Genomic DNA, 12,229 nt, shown 5'->3' on the forward strand with positions numbered 1-12,229 from the left:
GTATAATCGCTCTTCGTGCCTAGCTCCGGCCTTATTTTCCCATCGCGATGAGTCATTGCCGCTGCGAGATCCCCAGTCCACTTGTCATCAATCCCATAAAGCGTCTCAGCTACCGTTGTGCGCCCTGAAGTGAACCGCGCCGGGTTTGCCGGAGGCTCCAACTTCTGAGAGAATGGAGCCGATATGAGCGCCCAGCGAACGAGCGAGTTCAGCTGCGTTGAGAAGACCAGACTGGTGATGTGCCAGTATGGTCCAGAAACGCCTCAGCGTCTCGGCAGGAATCCGTGGCCCGAGAAGCGGAAAATCTCGTTCGAGATAGGTGCGAGTGAAATCTTGTCGCCAGCGCATACCTCCACGGTCGCTGGAAGCGAGGAAACTATTGGGAAAACCACCCCGTAGCCAAAGTCTCTCGAGTGCATCTGCCGGCACTTCCAATCCGTCGACAGGTTGCATTTCAAGATAGGCAATGCGGCCAGCGAGCGTTTCTCCAGATTGTTTGAGGAGATCGATCGAAGCTGAGCCAAGTAGCAGGAACTGGCCGGCGCGCCGTCCGGCGCGGCGGTTGCGATCGATCAAGCCCCGCAGGATCTCGAATACGTTTGGCAGGCGATGCACTTCGTCAAGGATCACCAGCTTGTCTTCATGGCTTGCAAGATAAAGCTCCGGTTCCGACAGTTTGGCCCGATCTGCTTCCGATTCGAGGTCGAGATAAATGGACGGTCGGGTTTCGCCAATGTCGGGTTTCGCCAATATTGAGTGCTAACGTCGTTTTACCGACCTGACGAAAGCCCAATAGCGCAACCGCAGGGTTTTCGTTGACCAAGTTCAAGGGTTCGGCTTCAATTCTTCGCCCAATCCATCCTTTCAATTGTGAAGTAAGGTTCCGGAATTGCAAGGATGATTTTAGCTATGTAATGAGGCTGCTCTGATCCCCAAAAACTGGACCGTTCATAATTGGAGTTTTCCGCTGTAATTTCCCGGCTGGGAAAAGGAGCGGAAGCATGAAGGCATCGAAGTTCTCGGATGCCCAGAAGGCGTTCATTTTGAAGCAGGGCGACGACGGCGTGCCGGTGGCAGAGATTTGCCGGAAGGCGGGGATCAGCCAGGCGACCTATTTCAATTGGCGCAAGAAGTATGCGGGTCTGCTGCCCGACGAGATGCGCCGATTGAAGGCTCTGGAAGATGAGAACTCCAGGCTCAAGAAGATCGTTGCCGCTCTGACGCTGGACCGCGAGATGCTGCAGGACGTGATCCGCCGAAATGTATGGTCCGCCCTGTCATTGCAAGGATCTTTAGCTGCTGACGAATGCAGTTTGCGTAAATGTATCCGGCCTCTCGCGAGTGGACTGCGGTTGCAGTCAGGCCCTGATGAGATCCGCACATCCTGTTTCCAAATAGCTTCTTCGGGCACGAAGCCCTCTTTCAGCCAGGACTTACAGAATGCCGATCAACTGTCTCGTCATCACCTTCGAACCTCGCAATCTGTCTGGCCTTCAGGAGCCAGAATGGCGATGGGCTATGCAGCTGGCTGGCGCATGTAAGTGGCGCCGGGCTTCGTGAGTATCACCCAAACGATACGCGCCAGCTTAGCAGCCAAAGCCACGGTCACCTTGTTCACGTGCATTCTGAGTCGCAATTCATCGATCCAATGGCCAAGCCGATCCTTGTCTCGGTTGAGGTGCATCAAACAGGAGCGGGCACCATGGATGAGCAATCGTCGAATATAATTGTTGCCCCGCTTGCTGATGCCGAGGAGCGTTTGCTTTCCGCCGGTCGAGTACTGACGAGGGACCAGGCCTAACCAGGCTGCAACGTCTCGCGCCTTGGCAAACCGTGAGGGATTGCCGACGGCTGACAGAATAGCTGTAGCTCCAAGTGGGCCGATGCCTGGAATTGTCATGAGGCGCCTCGCGCGCTCGTCGCTGTCTGCAATCTTCTCAATGTCGTCCGATACTTGCCGGATACGTGCCTCCAGCCTGCGGAGATCGTCATGTAGATCGCGAAGAACAGAACGGGCCATTGGCGTCAGATCATTGTCCAGATCTTCAATAACTCGGCAAATATCGAGTTTGAATACGCCAGCCCCTTGTCGCATCGCGACACCATGCTCAAGGCAGTAGGCACGCATCTGACAGATGAGGTTTGTCCGGGCTGACACCAACCGACTCCGAACGCGGTGCATCATCTGCAAATCAACTTGGTCCGGCTGTTTAATACCCACAAACCGCATTGTCGGCCTCGTTGCTGCTTCGGCGATAGCTGCGGCATCAATGGTGTCGTTCTTGTTCGACTTCACATAAGGCTTCACAAACTGCGCGGGAATAATCCGGACTTCGTGTCCCATTGTCTGCAGCTTGCGCGCCAGCCACTGAGACCCGGGACAGGCTTCCATTCCCACGAGCGTACGCGCCGCACGCTCGAAGAATTGCAGCAATGTCTCTCGTCGGAACTTAACTCGCTGAACAATCGCACCTGAACCATCCAGGCCGACGACGTGGAACACGTTCTTCCCAATATCTACTCCAAAAACAGTGCAGTCACGCGGTTGATTGCGATCCATCACTGAGGCCCTCCTTTTTGCCTGCTTCCATTATGCTCTCGGGAGACAGGGCGGACCATCCCATTAGCTCTGAGGCCTGTCCGGAAACGCAAGCTGATCGACGGGATGCTGGTGGACTGGAGCATATCGATTCGACGGGCCTGCAAGGTCCTGAAGTTCGATACATCGACCTACCACTACAAATCCCGCCGTACCGGACAGGCCCCACTCGAACGACGCATCAAGGAGATTTGCGAGACACGTGTGCGGTATGGCTACCGCCGCGTCCATGTGCATTTGCGCCGCGACGGCTGGAAGATCAATATGAAGAAGACACGCAGAATTTACAGCGAGTTAGGGCTTCAGCTGCGCAACAAGCATCCCAAGCGGCGTGTGAAGGCAAAGCTCCGAGATGATCGTCAGGAAGCTGTCGGGCCGAACGATGTCTGGGCGATGGACTTCGTTCATGACCAGCTCGCAACCGGCAAGAAGCTGCGTATCCTGACCGTGGTCGACACGCACTCGCGCTACTGCCCGGCCGCCGACGCTCGCTTCACCTATCGCGGCGAGGATGTCGTCCAGACCCTCGAAGGCATCTGCCGAAAGACCGGCTATCCGAAAACGATCAGGGTGGATAATGGCAGCGAGTTCATCTCCCGTGATCTTGACCTCTGGGCCTATGCCAACAACGTCACCCTGGACTTCTCACGCCCGGGCAAACCGACTGATAACGGCTTCATCGAGGCCTTCAACAGCAAGCTGCGATCGGAATGCCTGAATGCTCATTGGTTCCTGACCCTTGCAGATTCCCGCGAAAAGTTGGAGACTTGGCGTCGATATTACAACGAGGAACGTCCTCACTCGGCGATCGGTTATAACGTCCCGATCGCACTGCATAATCCCGGTGGCGCTACCAGCCAGCCATCGTGATCGAGCCGGAAACTCTAATTCCCGGCGGTCCAAGGTTTGGTCCCAGAGCATGTCAATCGAACCCTTGGCCAAAACATATCGCAGGTCGTCAACGGTTACCGGATCGGCGAAGCGCAGCATTTGCTATCGGAAACTGATCGCTCGATCACGGCTATAATGTTCGATTCCGGATTCTACACAAAATCCAACTTCAATCGGGAGTTTACAAGAATAACGGGCATGACGCCGAGCGACTATCGCCGCTCGGCGGGTCGATCGAATGCCTGACTATCTGCCTAGAATGGCTTCAGTCAAAAATCCGCTCACGCGGTAAGCCACCTCGCGATGAATTGCCTCGCGATTTCGCACTCCGCCGTCCTTGCAAGCCACGCCGTTGCCGGGCTCCTCCTTTTCGATAAGCGCGGCGGCATCCCGCTTACATAAACCCATGAAGCTGAAGTGCATGGCATCTGGAATTTCAACATAGCTGGAAGACGTGTCCGGCATATGATCCGCCAGATATCCGGTTTCAAGCCTCGACGGCAAACCGCCGACGTCTATGCCAGCCGCGATCACGAGAGCTGGTACCTGTAGCACCGCCAAGCTTTCTGGAGTAAATCCTCTCGCAAGTCCGAGATCGAGGGACACAAACGCTCGCACGCGCGGGTCCCTCATATCCTTCTCAAGTTCAGGCCGGCTTAGCCCAAGCTCATTTTTAAGAGCGCAGGCGTGAGGGCTGGTGTTAGATTGGCAGTCCTTTTCGAAGCGCTTCGTATCAAACCGGGCGCCGGCCAGTGCCGTGACGGTCCATCCACCCAAAGAATGTCCTATGGCTGCAATCCGCCCGGCATCGATCTTGCCAGCAAGGGTGGAATCGCCCTCCAGGAGGTCGATCACACGGCTAAGATCATGTGGGCGCTCCCAGAGGCTCTCCGACTGTACAGGGTCCATGTTGAATGTCGTTGTGCCAGGATGGTCAGGGGCTGCAACAATGTAGCCCTGCCTGGCGAGTTCAATGGCCAGCCAGTTCAGGTTTCTCCATGAACCGCTATAACCGTGCGACAGCACGACGAGTGGTCGCTTCATGGACGCTGGTTTGGCATCCCGAATAGCCGGGACTCCCAAAAATGCACGGTTTTCACCGACGACTTCTGTTTTGTCATCGTCGTCGGTCGGATACCACATGCTGATGTGAAGTGGCCGCGTTCCCCCTTGGTCGATTTCGGTTTCGCGAAAGCCAATGGCGTCGGCGGAATGAGCGGCGAGGGCGGTGATCAGCAAGAACCCCGGCGCGAACAACATAGATTTGAACATGGAAGCCTCTCGTTAGAATGAGAACGGCTTCATGCGCCAAAATCAGAGCCCAAAAGACCTAGAACGCGATTGAGTACGCCAAAAACGCAGTCGTGTTTATGGTCTGTTCGACCTTAACGTACGATTTTGCACTTCTCTTGTTCTGACCCCTACTACGTCATCTGCTGGAGCCTGACTCAGGTTGCCAATGTCATCGAGCGACGGATCACCCGCCGCCGCGCCGGAGTATCTCGTGCGGCAGCTGCGACCCTGGCGCCATCCAAAATCCTATCGGAGCAGCCATGACCACGCCCGCATCCACATCTCAACAGGCCCCGGCCATCCGCTTGTCCAGCGTCTACAAAAGCTATGGTGATCACCCTGTTCTGAAAAACATTAATGCCACGGTTGCACGCGGCGAGGTGGTGGTAATCTGCGGCCCGTCCGGTTCGGGAAAATCGACCCTGATCCGCACGATCAACCGTCTTGAAGAGATCAATAGCGGTTCGATCGTCTTCGACGGTCAGGATATTCACGCAGCGATGCCAGCGAAAAAGCTCAATCTTTTGCGCAGCAGCATCGGCTTCGTTTTCCAGAGCTTCAACCTGTTCCCGCATCTCTCGGTCATCGAGAACGTGTCGATATCGCCCATTCGCGTGAAAGGCGTCGCACCGGATCTGGCCCGCGCCAAGGCACTGAAACTGCTTGATCGGGTCGGACTTGCCGAAAAGGCGAACGCCTATCCCGGACAGCTCTCCGGTGGCCAGCAGCAGCGCGTGGCAATTGCCCGGGCACTCGCCATGGAACCGCCGATCATGCTGTTTGACGAGCCGACCAGTGCGCTTGATCCAGAGATGGTCGGAGAGGTTCTTGCGGTGATGAAAAGCCTGGCTGCCGAAGGCATGACCATGTTGTGCGTTACGCATGAAATGGGTTTTGCCCGAGACGTTGCCGACCGCATCTGGTTCATCGACGCGGGCGAAATTCTCGAGACGGCTCCACCGGAGGAGTTCTTCAAGACGCCTCGCCATCCCCGTGCGCAGCGCTTCCTCGCTGACCTGCGCCATTGAAATCCAAAACAAATAAACAAAGGAGAGCAGCAATGAACTGGAAATGCATCACCCTGGCGGCGGCACTTGCCGGTACCGCAGCCATCTCGCCGGCCAAGGCAGACCAACTCGACACCATCATGTCGTCGAAGACGCTGCGTTGCGCAACCTTTGCCGACGTACCTCCCTTCGCCTCGCCGGATCCGAAGACCCGTGAAATGGCAGGCTTCGACGTCGATCTCTGCAATGCGATTGGCAAGGCGCTGGGGGTCAAGGTCGAAATCAAGCCTGTTTCCGTCGAGGCGCGCGTTCCCGAGGTCAAACTCGGTCGCGTCGATATCACTGTTGCGAACCTCGCCTATACGCTGAGCCGCGCCGAGCAGATCCAGTTCAGCGACCCTTATTACCTCGGCAAGGAAATGCTGATCGTTCCGGCAGATGACCCCGGCAAAAGCAAAGGCGATTTCGAAGGCCAGCGCCTGGCATCGACCAAAGGCTCTACATCGGAAATGTCGATAAAGCTCAACAAATCCGATCCGCTGACCTTCCAGGACACAGCTTCAGCCTATCTCGCTGCCCAGCAGGGCAAGGCGCGCGGCATGGTTGCCAATACGATGACCACGACAAAGCTGGTTATGGAATCGAAGACCAAGGGCAAGGAAATGCGGATGATCCCTGAGCCGATGCTCTATCAGCCGATCGGCATCGGCATGGCCAAGGATAATCCGGCTCTTACGGCCAAGATCAACGAGGTCCTGCGCAAGCTCGATACCTCCGGTGAACTGAACCAGATCTGGGACAAGTGGCTTGGCCCGAACACCGATTACAAGATGACGCGGACCGACAAGGTGGTGCCGCTTGCCGAACTGAAATTCGACCCGATCCCATAAGCCGTCCGGCCGGGACCCAACTCAACCAAAAAATCTAAATGCTCATGGCGGTGGAGATGGTTCTGCCGCCAAAGGGTATTTGTGCGAGGAAATCCAAGTGATACACATCAAAGACATCGCAGAACGCCCGTCCAAGGCCGATATCGAGGCGCTTGCAAAGTTCTCTCCTGCAACGATACATGAAGCGCAGGGTCGTCGTGGCGCATTATCGTCGCGATTGAAGCCGGTGGATTATCGCATGAAGCTGTGCGGCCCGGCCTTCACGGTCAAATCCTCGCCGCGTGACAACATCATGCTGCAGCTTGCCATCAATTATGCCAAGCCGGGCGACATCATCGTCGTTTCAGCCGGTGAATACGAAGAGGCCGGATCCTTTGGCGACGTGCTGGCCAATGCCTGCCTCGCCAAAGGCATCGGCGGTCTTGTCACAGATACCGGCGTGCGCGATACGCTGCAGCTTCGCGAACTCGGATTGCCGGTCTTCTCGCTCAGCACCTGCATCAAGGGCACCGTCAAGGAGACCCTCGGCACGACCAACGATTCCATCATCGACGGCGGTGAGATCATCCATCCGGGCGATGTCATTGTCGGAGATGCAGACGGTCTGGTCGTGGTACGCCGCGACGAGGTGGCGGACGTCGCAAAGCTTTCGCAGGCCCGCGAGGATGCCGAAGCAGGCTATATCGCTGCCTACAAGGCTGGAAAGTCAGTCGTGGAAGTCTCCAACCTGGAAGCCGTGCTGAAGGCAAAAGGTCTGGTCGTCGATATCTGATCGGCGGCCACACCGGTCGGCAACCACGGCGCTTTTCCCATGGTGAAAGGTCTGGATGACCTTCGCCCGTTCGCCCTTTCCGGGCAACGCACCTGTGACCGGTTCCTCGCACGCAGACTACCGTGACAGCCTGTCTTCGTCATCGATCAGGACGAGGCGGCTCGGCGTTGCGCTGCCCCACGCCCAAAGAACGAGATTGAGATCATCATCCGTTGCCGCAGGTGCGAAACTCTTCACGAGCAGTCCGCAAAAGCCGAGGGCAGCGAGGTGACGTGCGAATGTTTGTGTGCGCGCTTCGCCCGAAACCCTCATCTGGTCACGCCAGGTAGGATCGCTCAGTGCTGCCGCATCCATTCCCTGCGCCCGAACGGCCGCATCATCACGGCAGTCAAAAACAGGGTCGATATCGGCATCGTAGGAAACCAGCGTCGTCGGTTGGAGAGTGCCGACCTGGTTGGCCTCCTTGAGGGCTGTCATGATTGTCAGAGATGTGTAAAGGGCTGGTACGCCTTTCGGATTGAAGCGTCCGCCGTAGAATTCCGCGCCACGTCCCGACAAAGGCTCACGGGCATAGTCCGGATTCAGCGCCCGATAGAGCTTCCCCTGATAATGCATCGACGAGACTATGCGTGGACGCCGGCGTCGACCGCGTCGATATAGTCAAGCACCTCGTCGGCACGACCGTCGCGGACCAGTTGCATCGCAGTCTGGCCGGAGAAGCCGGAGAGAGGCTCGGAGCGATACCAGGCGTAGGCCATCAATGCCGAGCCAAAACGCCGTTCGACCTTGTTGACGATCTCGACCATCTCGCGCAGCCGTCGCTGCGTCTTGTCCGAGCGAACACGGTCCTTGCGCTGGACTGCGTCCTTTCCGAGTCCCGCCGTACGCGCGATCTCTTCACTGGTCGTGCGAAATGCATCCGCGATCTTGCGGGGTGCAAGCAAGCCATCATCTGCATACTGGGTGAGGCCCATGGTCCACTCCCTCTAGGTAATGCCGCCGAGATAGACGCAAGATAGCGTCAATATCAGCGGCATTCAATGCCTATCAGGATCTAGTTGGATGGAAGCGACAGCGGCGCAAGTTCCGACAGGGATCGTCTGCGCGGGTCGTTTGCCGGAATGCGCTCCTTTGCGAAGACCAGTGCATCGCGCATGACGTGGACGGCACCGTCGTAATCGAGACCTAGAAGCTTGCCATCCCTTGCGATGCACTGACCATCGACGTAGACGGCCTGAACCGCCCGTTCCGCCGCACAATGCAGGAGATTGCGCAGGGGATCGTAGACCGGCTGCATAGCGGAGTGGTTGAGATCGATCAGCGAGAAGTCCGCTTTCGCGCCGACGGCGATGCGGCCGATATCTGTCCGACCGAGTGCCTTTGCGCCCCCCAAAGTGGCCATTTCGAAGATATCGGCAGTTTTTATGTCATGGACGCTTTTGCCAGCAATGCGCGAGCAGATCAGGGCGCGGCGCATCTCCTCCAGCATGTTGTAAGGATAGGTATCGGTTCCGATCCCGACATTGATGCCGTTTCGCCGGTATTTGCCGATCGATTCGAGGATCATCCCGCTTCGGGAGAACGTGACCGGGCAATGGGCAACCGTCGTGCCGCCCCTGGCCAGAAGCTGCATGTCGATCTCTGTCCGCTGCCGCGTCCAGGAATGGCTGTCGAGGAAGATGCAGTGACCGAGGATGAGGCGCTCGTTCAGAATGCCGAGCCTGTCGAGGTATTGCACGGCGGTCAGTCCTGTCCGGCGCAGCAATTCCTCATGCTCCGCCATCGTCTGGGCCGCATGGAGAGTGATTGGAATGTTGCGGCTTCTGGCAGCTGCCATCGCTTCGGTCAGGAGTTCGGGCGAGCAGGTCTCCACCTGCGATGGCGCCAGAATGCCGCCGAGGCGCGTTGACGGATGTGCCTCTGCCTCGTCCACGCAGGCTAGCGCTCGTGCAAAGGCTTCGCGTCCTTTGGCACTGTCCCAATGGTAATCAAGGCGGCGGCTGTCTTCCACATGCCAGCGCGCTTCACGAAAGCCCGGTGCGGCATAGGCTCTAGCACCACTTTTTACGAGCGTCGGAAGCCATTTGTCGTGCGGACCGGCAATATCGACAAGCGTTGTCACGCCGCTACGGATCAGGTCGCCCAGCATGATCGTGAGGGACGCCTCGCGCGCTTCCTCGCTGATCTCGACCAGCGTGGAATATTCATACATCGCCTGACCCCACAGGGCAGGGGTACCCATGTCGTCGAAAATGCCTTTCGACAGCGGTTCCTCGTCCGAATGGCAATGGATGTTGACGAGACCGGGCAGCAGCATTTTGTCCTTGCCATGCTCTTCACGTTCGAACGGTCCGTCGTAATGACCTCCGACATGCAGGATGCTGGCCTCGTCGAAGGCAATATCACCATCTGAGAGATAGGCGTGGCCGCCGGTCTGCGGATCAAAAGCGACGATAGTCTCGATGTTTCGGATGACGTGTATGGGCTTGGTCATTTGTTCAGTCATGAGTTGTCCTGAAATAACGTTCGAGGAAGCGGCTATAGGCTCCCATCAGGGCGCTGAAGGCGAAGTAGACCGCGGCGGCAAAGACATATCCTTCAAGCACGGCGATGCCCTGCCAGACAGGATCACGCATGGCAGAGCGGACGGTATCGAGGAAATCGAGGAGACCGACGATCGTGACCAGCGTCGTGTCCTGGAAAAAGCCGATGAAAAGCGAGACGAGGGGAGGGATGACCTTCTTGATCGCCTGCGGCAGCACGATCTTGAACATGATCGGCCAGTAGCCGAGACCCAGAGAGGCGCCTGCCTCGATCTGTCCCTTTGGAACATCCTGCAAGCCGCCACGCACGATTTCTGCAATATAGGCGGCTGCAAAGATGATGATGGCGACCTGGGCACGCAAAAGTTTGTCGACGGTGACTCCCTCCGGCATGAACAGCGGCAGCATGACGGTTGCCATAAAGAGAATGCTGATCAGCGGTACGCCGCGGACGATTTCGATGAAGCTGGTGGCCAGAACCCGGATGACCGGGAGTTCTGACGCGCGCGACAAGGCAAGCAGGATGCCGAGCGGCAGCGCACAGGCAAGTCCGACGAAGGACAGCATGAAGGAAAGCGGCAAGCCGCCCCACTGGGTTTTCGGCACGGATGGCAGGCCGAACACGCCGCCTGCCATCAGGATATAGAGGACCGGCAGGATGCCGACGAGCCAGACAAGCAAGAGCCGCATGCTCCACAGCCGCGGCACCATGGAGACGATGGCGGCACAGAAGAACCCGAGAAGCGCCAGCATGGGTCGCCACTGTTCTTCATAGGGATAGAAGCCGAATGCCATGTAGCGAAGTTTGGACGTGAGGAATGGCCAACAGGCTCCAGTGGCGACCTTGCAGTCTTCCGGCCTGCCGGAAAAGGTTGCTTCCAGAAACAGCCAACGGATCGCGAACCATCCGATCGCCATGATGGCGACGGCACTGAGCACCGTGACCAGGGCATTGCCGGGCGTACCGAAAAGATCGCGCCAGAGAGCGTGCCGCCGCGGAGGGGGCAAACGGCTGGGCGTGGACGCGCCAAGGACGAGCTGGATTTCCGTCACGATCAACGCTCCTTCAGGGCAACCCGGGTGTTGTACCAGTTCATGAAAAGCGAGATCGCGATGGACAGGCCGAGATAGGCGCCCATGAAGATCGCAATGGTTTCCATGGCCTGCCCGGTCTGGTTCATGACCGTATTCGACACCATCACAAGGTCCGGATAGCCGATGGCGATGGCCAGCGAACTGTTCTTGAAAACGGTGAGATAGGTATTGGTCAAAGGCGGAATGATGAGCCTCAATGCCTGCGGCAGGATGACGAGGCGCATGGTCCGGCGTCTTGGCAGGCCGAGCGCGGTTGCTGCCTCCCATTGGCCCCTGTCGACGGCTTGGATGCCGGCACGCACGATCTCTGCCACGGTGGCCGATACGCTAAGCGTGAGCCCGAACAGCAGGGCAACGAATTCCGGCTTGACCTGCATGCCGCCTGTCAGGCGAAAGCGGCCTTGTTCCGGCAGGTCGAACTTCAGCGAAATCCCGTCCAGAACAATCAGCAGTACGATCGGTGCCGCGATTGCAAGGAGGGCAAGAAGCGTTCCGTGGTTCGGTTTTCCGGTCGTCAGCCGACGGTGCAGTGACAGGCGCCGGATGAGGAATGCGCCAACCAGGCCAATTGCAAGGGCAGCGACAGTCGGCGCAAGACCCCGCACGAATTCGACCGAAGGAATGGCAAGGCCGCTGTTTGACAGGTAGACATGCGGCAGGACAGGCAGTGCCGCACGGACCGGGGGCAGGACATTGATGATGACCGCATACCAGAACAACAGGTACAGCAGCAGCGGCACGTTTCTCAGCGCCTCGACGTAAAGCAGCATCAGCCGTTGCAGAAGCGGATTGCGCGACATGCGGCCAATGCCGACGAGGAGCCCCAGCACTGTTCCGAAAAAGGCCGCGAGGACGGAGACCTTGATGGTATTGGCAAGGCCAACCAAAAGAGCGCGTGAAACAGAATCGGTCGGCTGGTAGGCAATGGTGGTTTCGCTGATGACGAAGCCTGCCTGTCGCGACAGGTAGGAAAACCCGGTCGCAATATCCTGTCTTTCCAGGTTGTGGCTGGCGGTGGCAAACATGGACCACGCGATCAGACCGATGATGCAGATTGTCAGCCCTTGATAGAAGAGCGCGCGGTAGCGCGCATCATGCAGCAGAGCCATTCAAAGCCCTCCGTCCGGAAAACTGCCAGG

At 57.7% G+C, this 12,229-nt stretch carries 11 protein-coding genes and 3 pseudogenes; 6 read left to right on the forward strand and 8 right to left on the reverse strand.

All coding sequences use genetic code 11. The features are described 5' to 3' along the window. Positions 1-189: 189 nt before the first annotated feature. Positions 190-856: pseudogene (locus tag G6N80_RS02745) on the reverse strand (ATP-binding protein); the annotation flags it as partial. Positions 857-1,001: 145 nt separating this feature from the next. Here G6N80_RS02745 and G6N80_RS02750 point away from each other — a divergent pair. Then, positions 1,002-1,259 (forward strand): annotated as a pseudogene (locus tag G6N80_RS02750) (transposase); the annotation flags it as partial. 257 nt (positions 1,260-1,516) lie between these two features. Here G6N80_RS02750 and G6N80_RS02755 read toward each other — a convergent pair. Further along, positions 1,517-2,560: an IS110 family RNA-guided transposase gene (locus G6N80_RS02755; RefSeq protein ID WP_210300926.1), complete on the reverse strand. Its 1,044-nt coding sequence runs from the start codon at positions 2,558-2,560 to the stop codon at positions 1,517-1,519. Between the two features lie 66 nt (positions 2,561-2,626). Here G6N80_RS02755 and G6N80_RS02760 point away from each other — a divergent pair. Further along, positions 2,627-3,469: pseudogene (locus tag G6N80_RS02760) on the forward strand (IS3 family transposase); the annotation flags it as partial. Positions 3,470-3,505: 36 nt separating this feature from the next. Further along, complete coding sequence (locus G6N80_RS02765; protein ID WP_165131105.1) at positions 3,506-3,736, forward strand: helix-turn-helix domain-containing protein; 231 nt, start codon at positions 3,506-3,508, stop codon at positions 3,734-3,736. On the opposite strand, the gene G6N80_RS02770 is transcribed toward G6N80_RS02765, so the two are convergent. Further along, complete coding sequence (locus tag G6N80_RS02770; RefSeq protein WP_165131107.1) at positions 3,737-4,762, reverse strand: alpha/beta hydrolase family protein; 1,026 nt, start codon at positions 4,760-4,762, stop codon at positions 3,737-3,739. Positions 4,763-5,043: 281 nt separating this feature from the next. Between G6N80_RS02770 and G6N80_RS02780 the strand changes: the two genes are divergently transcribed. From G6N80_RS02780 to G6N80_RS02790, 3 genes are all read left to right on the forward strand, one after another. Further along, positions 5,044-5,811 (forward strand): amino acid ABC transporter ATP-binding protein, encoded by a 768-nt coding sequence (locus G6N80_RS02780; protein ID WP_165131109.1) that lies wholly within the window; start codon positions 5,044-5,046, stop codon positions 5,809-5,811. Positions 5,812-5,843: 32 nt separating this feature from the next. Then, positions 5,844-6,680, forward strand: coding sequence for an ABC transporter substrate-binding protein (locus G6N80_RS02785; RefSeq protein ID WP_165131111.1), 837 nt, complete (start codon positions 5,844-5,846; stop codon positions 6,678-6,680). 97 nt (positions 6,681-6,777) lie between these two features. Next, a complete protein-coding gene (locus G6N80_RS02790; RefSeq protein WP_165131113.1) occupies positions 6,778-7,452 on the forward strand; it encodes a 4-carboxy-4-hydroxy-2-oxoadipate aldolase/oxaloacetate decarboxylase in 675 nt (224 codons plus the stop codon). Positions 7,453-7,569: 117 nt separating this feature from the next. On the opposite strand, the gene G6N80_RS02795 is transcribed toward G6N80_RS02790, so the two are convergent. From G6N80_RS02795 to G6N80_RS02815, 5 genes are all read right to left on the reverse strand, one after another. Continuing rightward, positions 7,570-8,067, reverse strand: coding sequence for an RES family NAD+ phosphorylase (locus G6N80_RS02795; protein WP_165131115.1), 498 nt, complete (start codon positions 8,065-8,067; stop codon positions 7,570-7,572). Positions 8,068-8,075: 8 nt separating this feature from the next. Further along, positions 8,076-8,426 (reverse strand): antitoxin Xre/MbcA/ParS toxin-binding domain-containing protein, encoded by a 351-nt coding sequence (locus G6N80_RS02800; protein ID WP_062556628.1) that lies wholly within the window; start codon positions 8,424-8,426, stop codon positions 8,076-8,078. 80 nt (positions 8,427-8,506) lie between these two features. Then, positions 8,507-9,958: an amidohydrolase family protein gene (locus G6N80_RS02805; RefSeq protein ID WP_246251386.1), complete on the reverse strand. Its 1,452-nt coding sequence runs from the start codon at positions 9,956-9,958 to the stop codon at positions 8,507-8,509. Then, positions 9,951-11,048, reverse strand: a complete 1,098-nt coding sequence (locus tag G6N80_RS02810; protein ID WP_082547351.1) for an amino acid ABC transporter permease — start codon at positions 11,046-11,048, stop codon at positions 9,951-9,953. The genes G6N80_RS02805 and G6N80_RS02810 overlap by 8 nt, the downstream gene beginning before the upstream one ends. A gap of 2 nt (positions 11,049-11,050) precedes the next feature. Next, complete coding sequence (locus G6N80_RS02815) at positions 11,051-12,199, reverse strand: amino acid ABC transporter permease (RefSeq protein ID WP_165131117.1); 1,149 nt, start codon at positions 12,197-12,199, stop codon at positions 11,051-11,053. Between the last annotated feature and the right edge of the window lie 30 nt (positions 12,200-12,229).

This window comes from Rhizobium rhizoryzae (assembly GCF_011046895.1).
GTDB lineage: Bacteria > Pseudomonadota > Alphaproteobacteria > Rhizobiales > Rhizobiaceae > Neorhizobium > Neorhizobium rhizoryzae.

Coding starts and splice junctions, on each gene's coding strand:
- G6N80_RS02755 (WP_210300926.1), bottom strand. CDS start 2,560: ATGGATCGCAATCAACCGCGTGACTGCACTGTTTTTGGAGTAGATATT.
- G6N80_RS02770 (WP_165131107.1), bottom strand. CDS start 4,762: ATGTTCAAATCTATGTTGTTCGCGCCGGGGTTCTTGCTGATCACCGCC.
- G6N80_RS02780 (WP_165131109.1), top strand. CDS start 5,044: ATGACCACGCCCGCATCCACATCTCAACAGGCCCCGGCCATCCGCTTG.
- G6N80_RS02785 (WP_165131111.1), top strand. CDS start 5,844: ATGAACTGGAAATGCATCACCCTGGCGGCGGCACTTGCCGGTACCGCA.
- G6N80_RS02795 (WP_165131115.1), bottom strand. CDS start 8,067: ATGCATTATCAGGGGAAGCTCTATCGGGCGCTGAATCCGGACTATGCC.
- G6N80_RS02800 (WP_062556628.1), bottom strand. CDS start 8,426: ATGGGCCTCACCCAGTATGCAGATGATGGCTTGCTTGCACCCCGCAAG.
- G6N80_RS02805 (WP_246251386.1), bottom strand. CDS start 9,958: ATGACTGAACAAATGACCAAGCCCATACACGTCATCCGAAACATCGAG.
- G6N80_RS02815 (WP_165131117.1), bottom strand. CDS start 12,199: ATGGCTCTGCTGCATGATGCGCGCTACCGCGCGCTCTTCTATCAAGGG.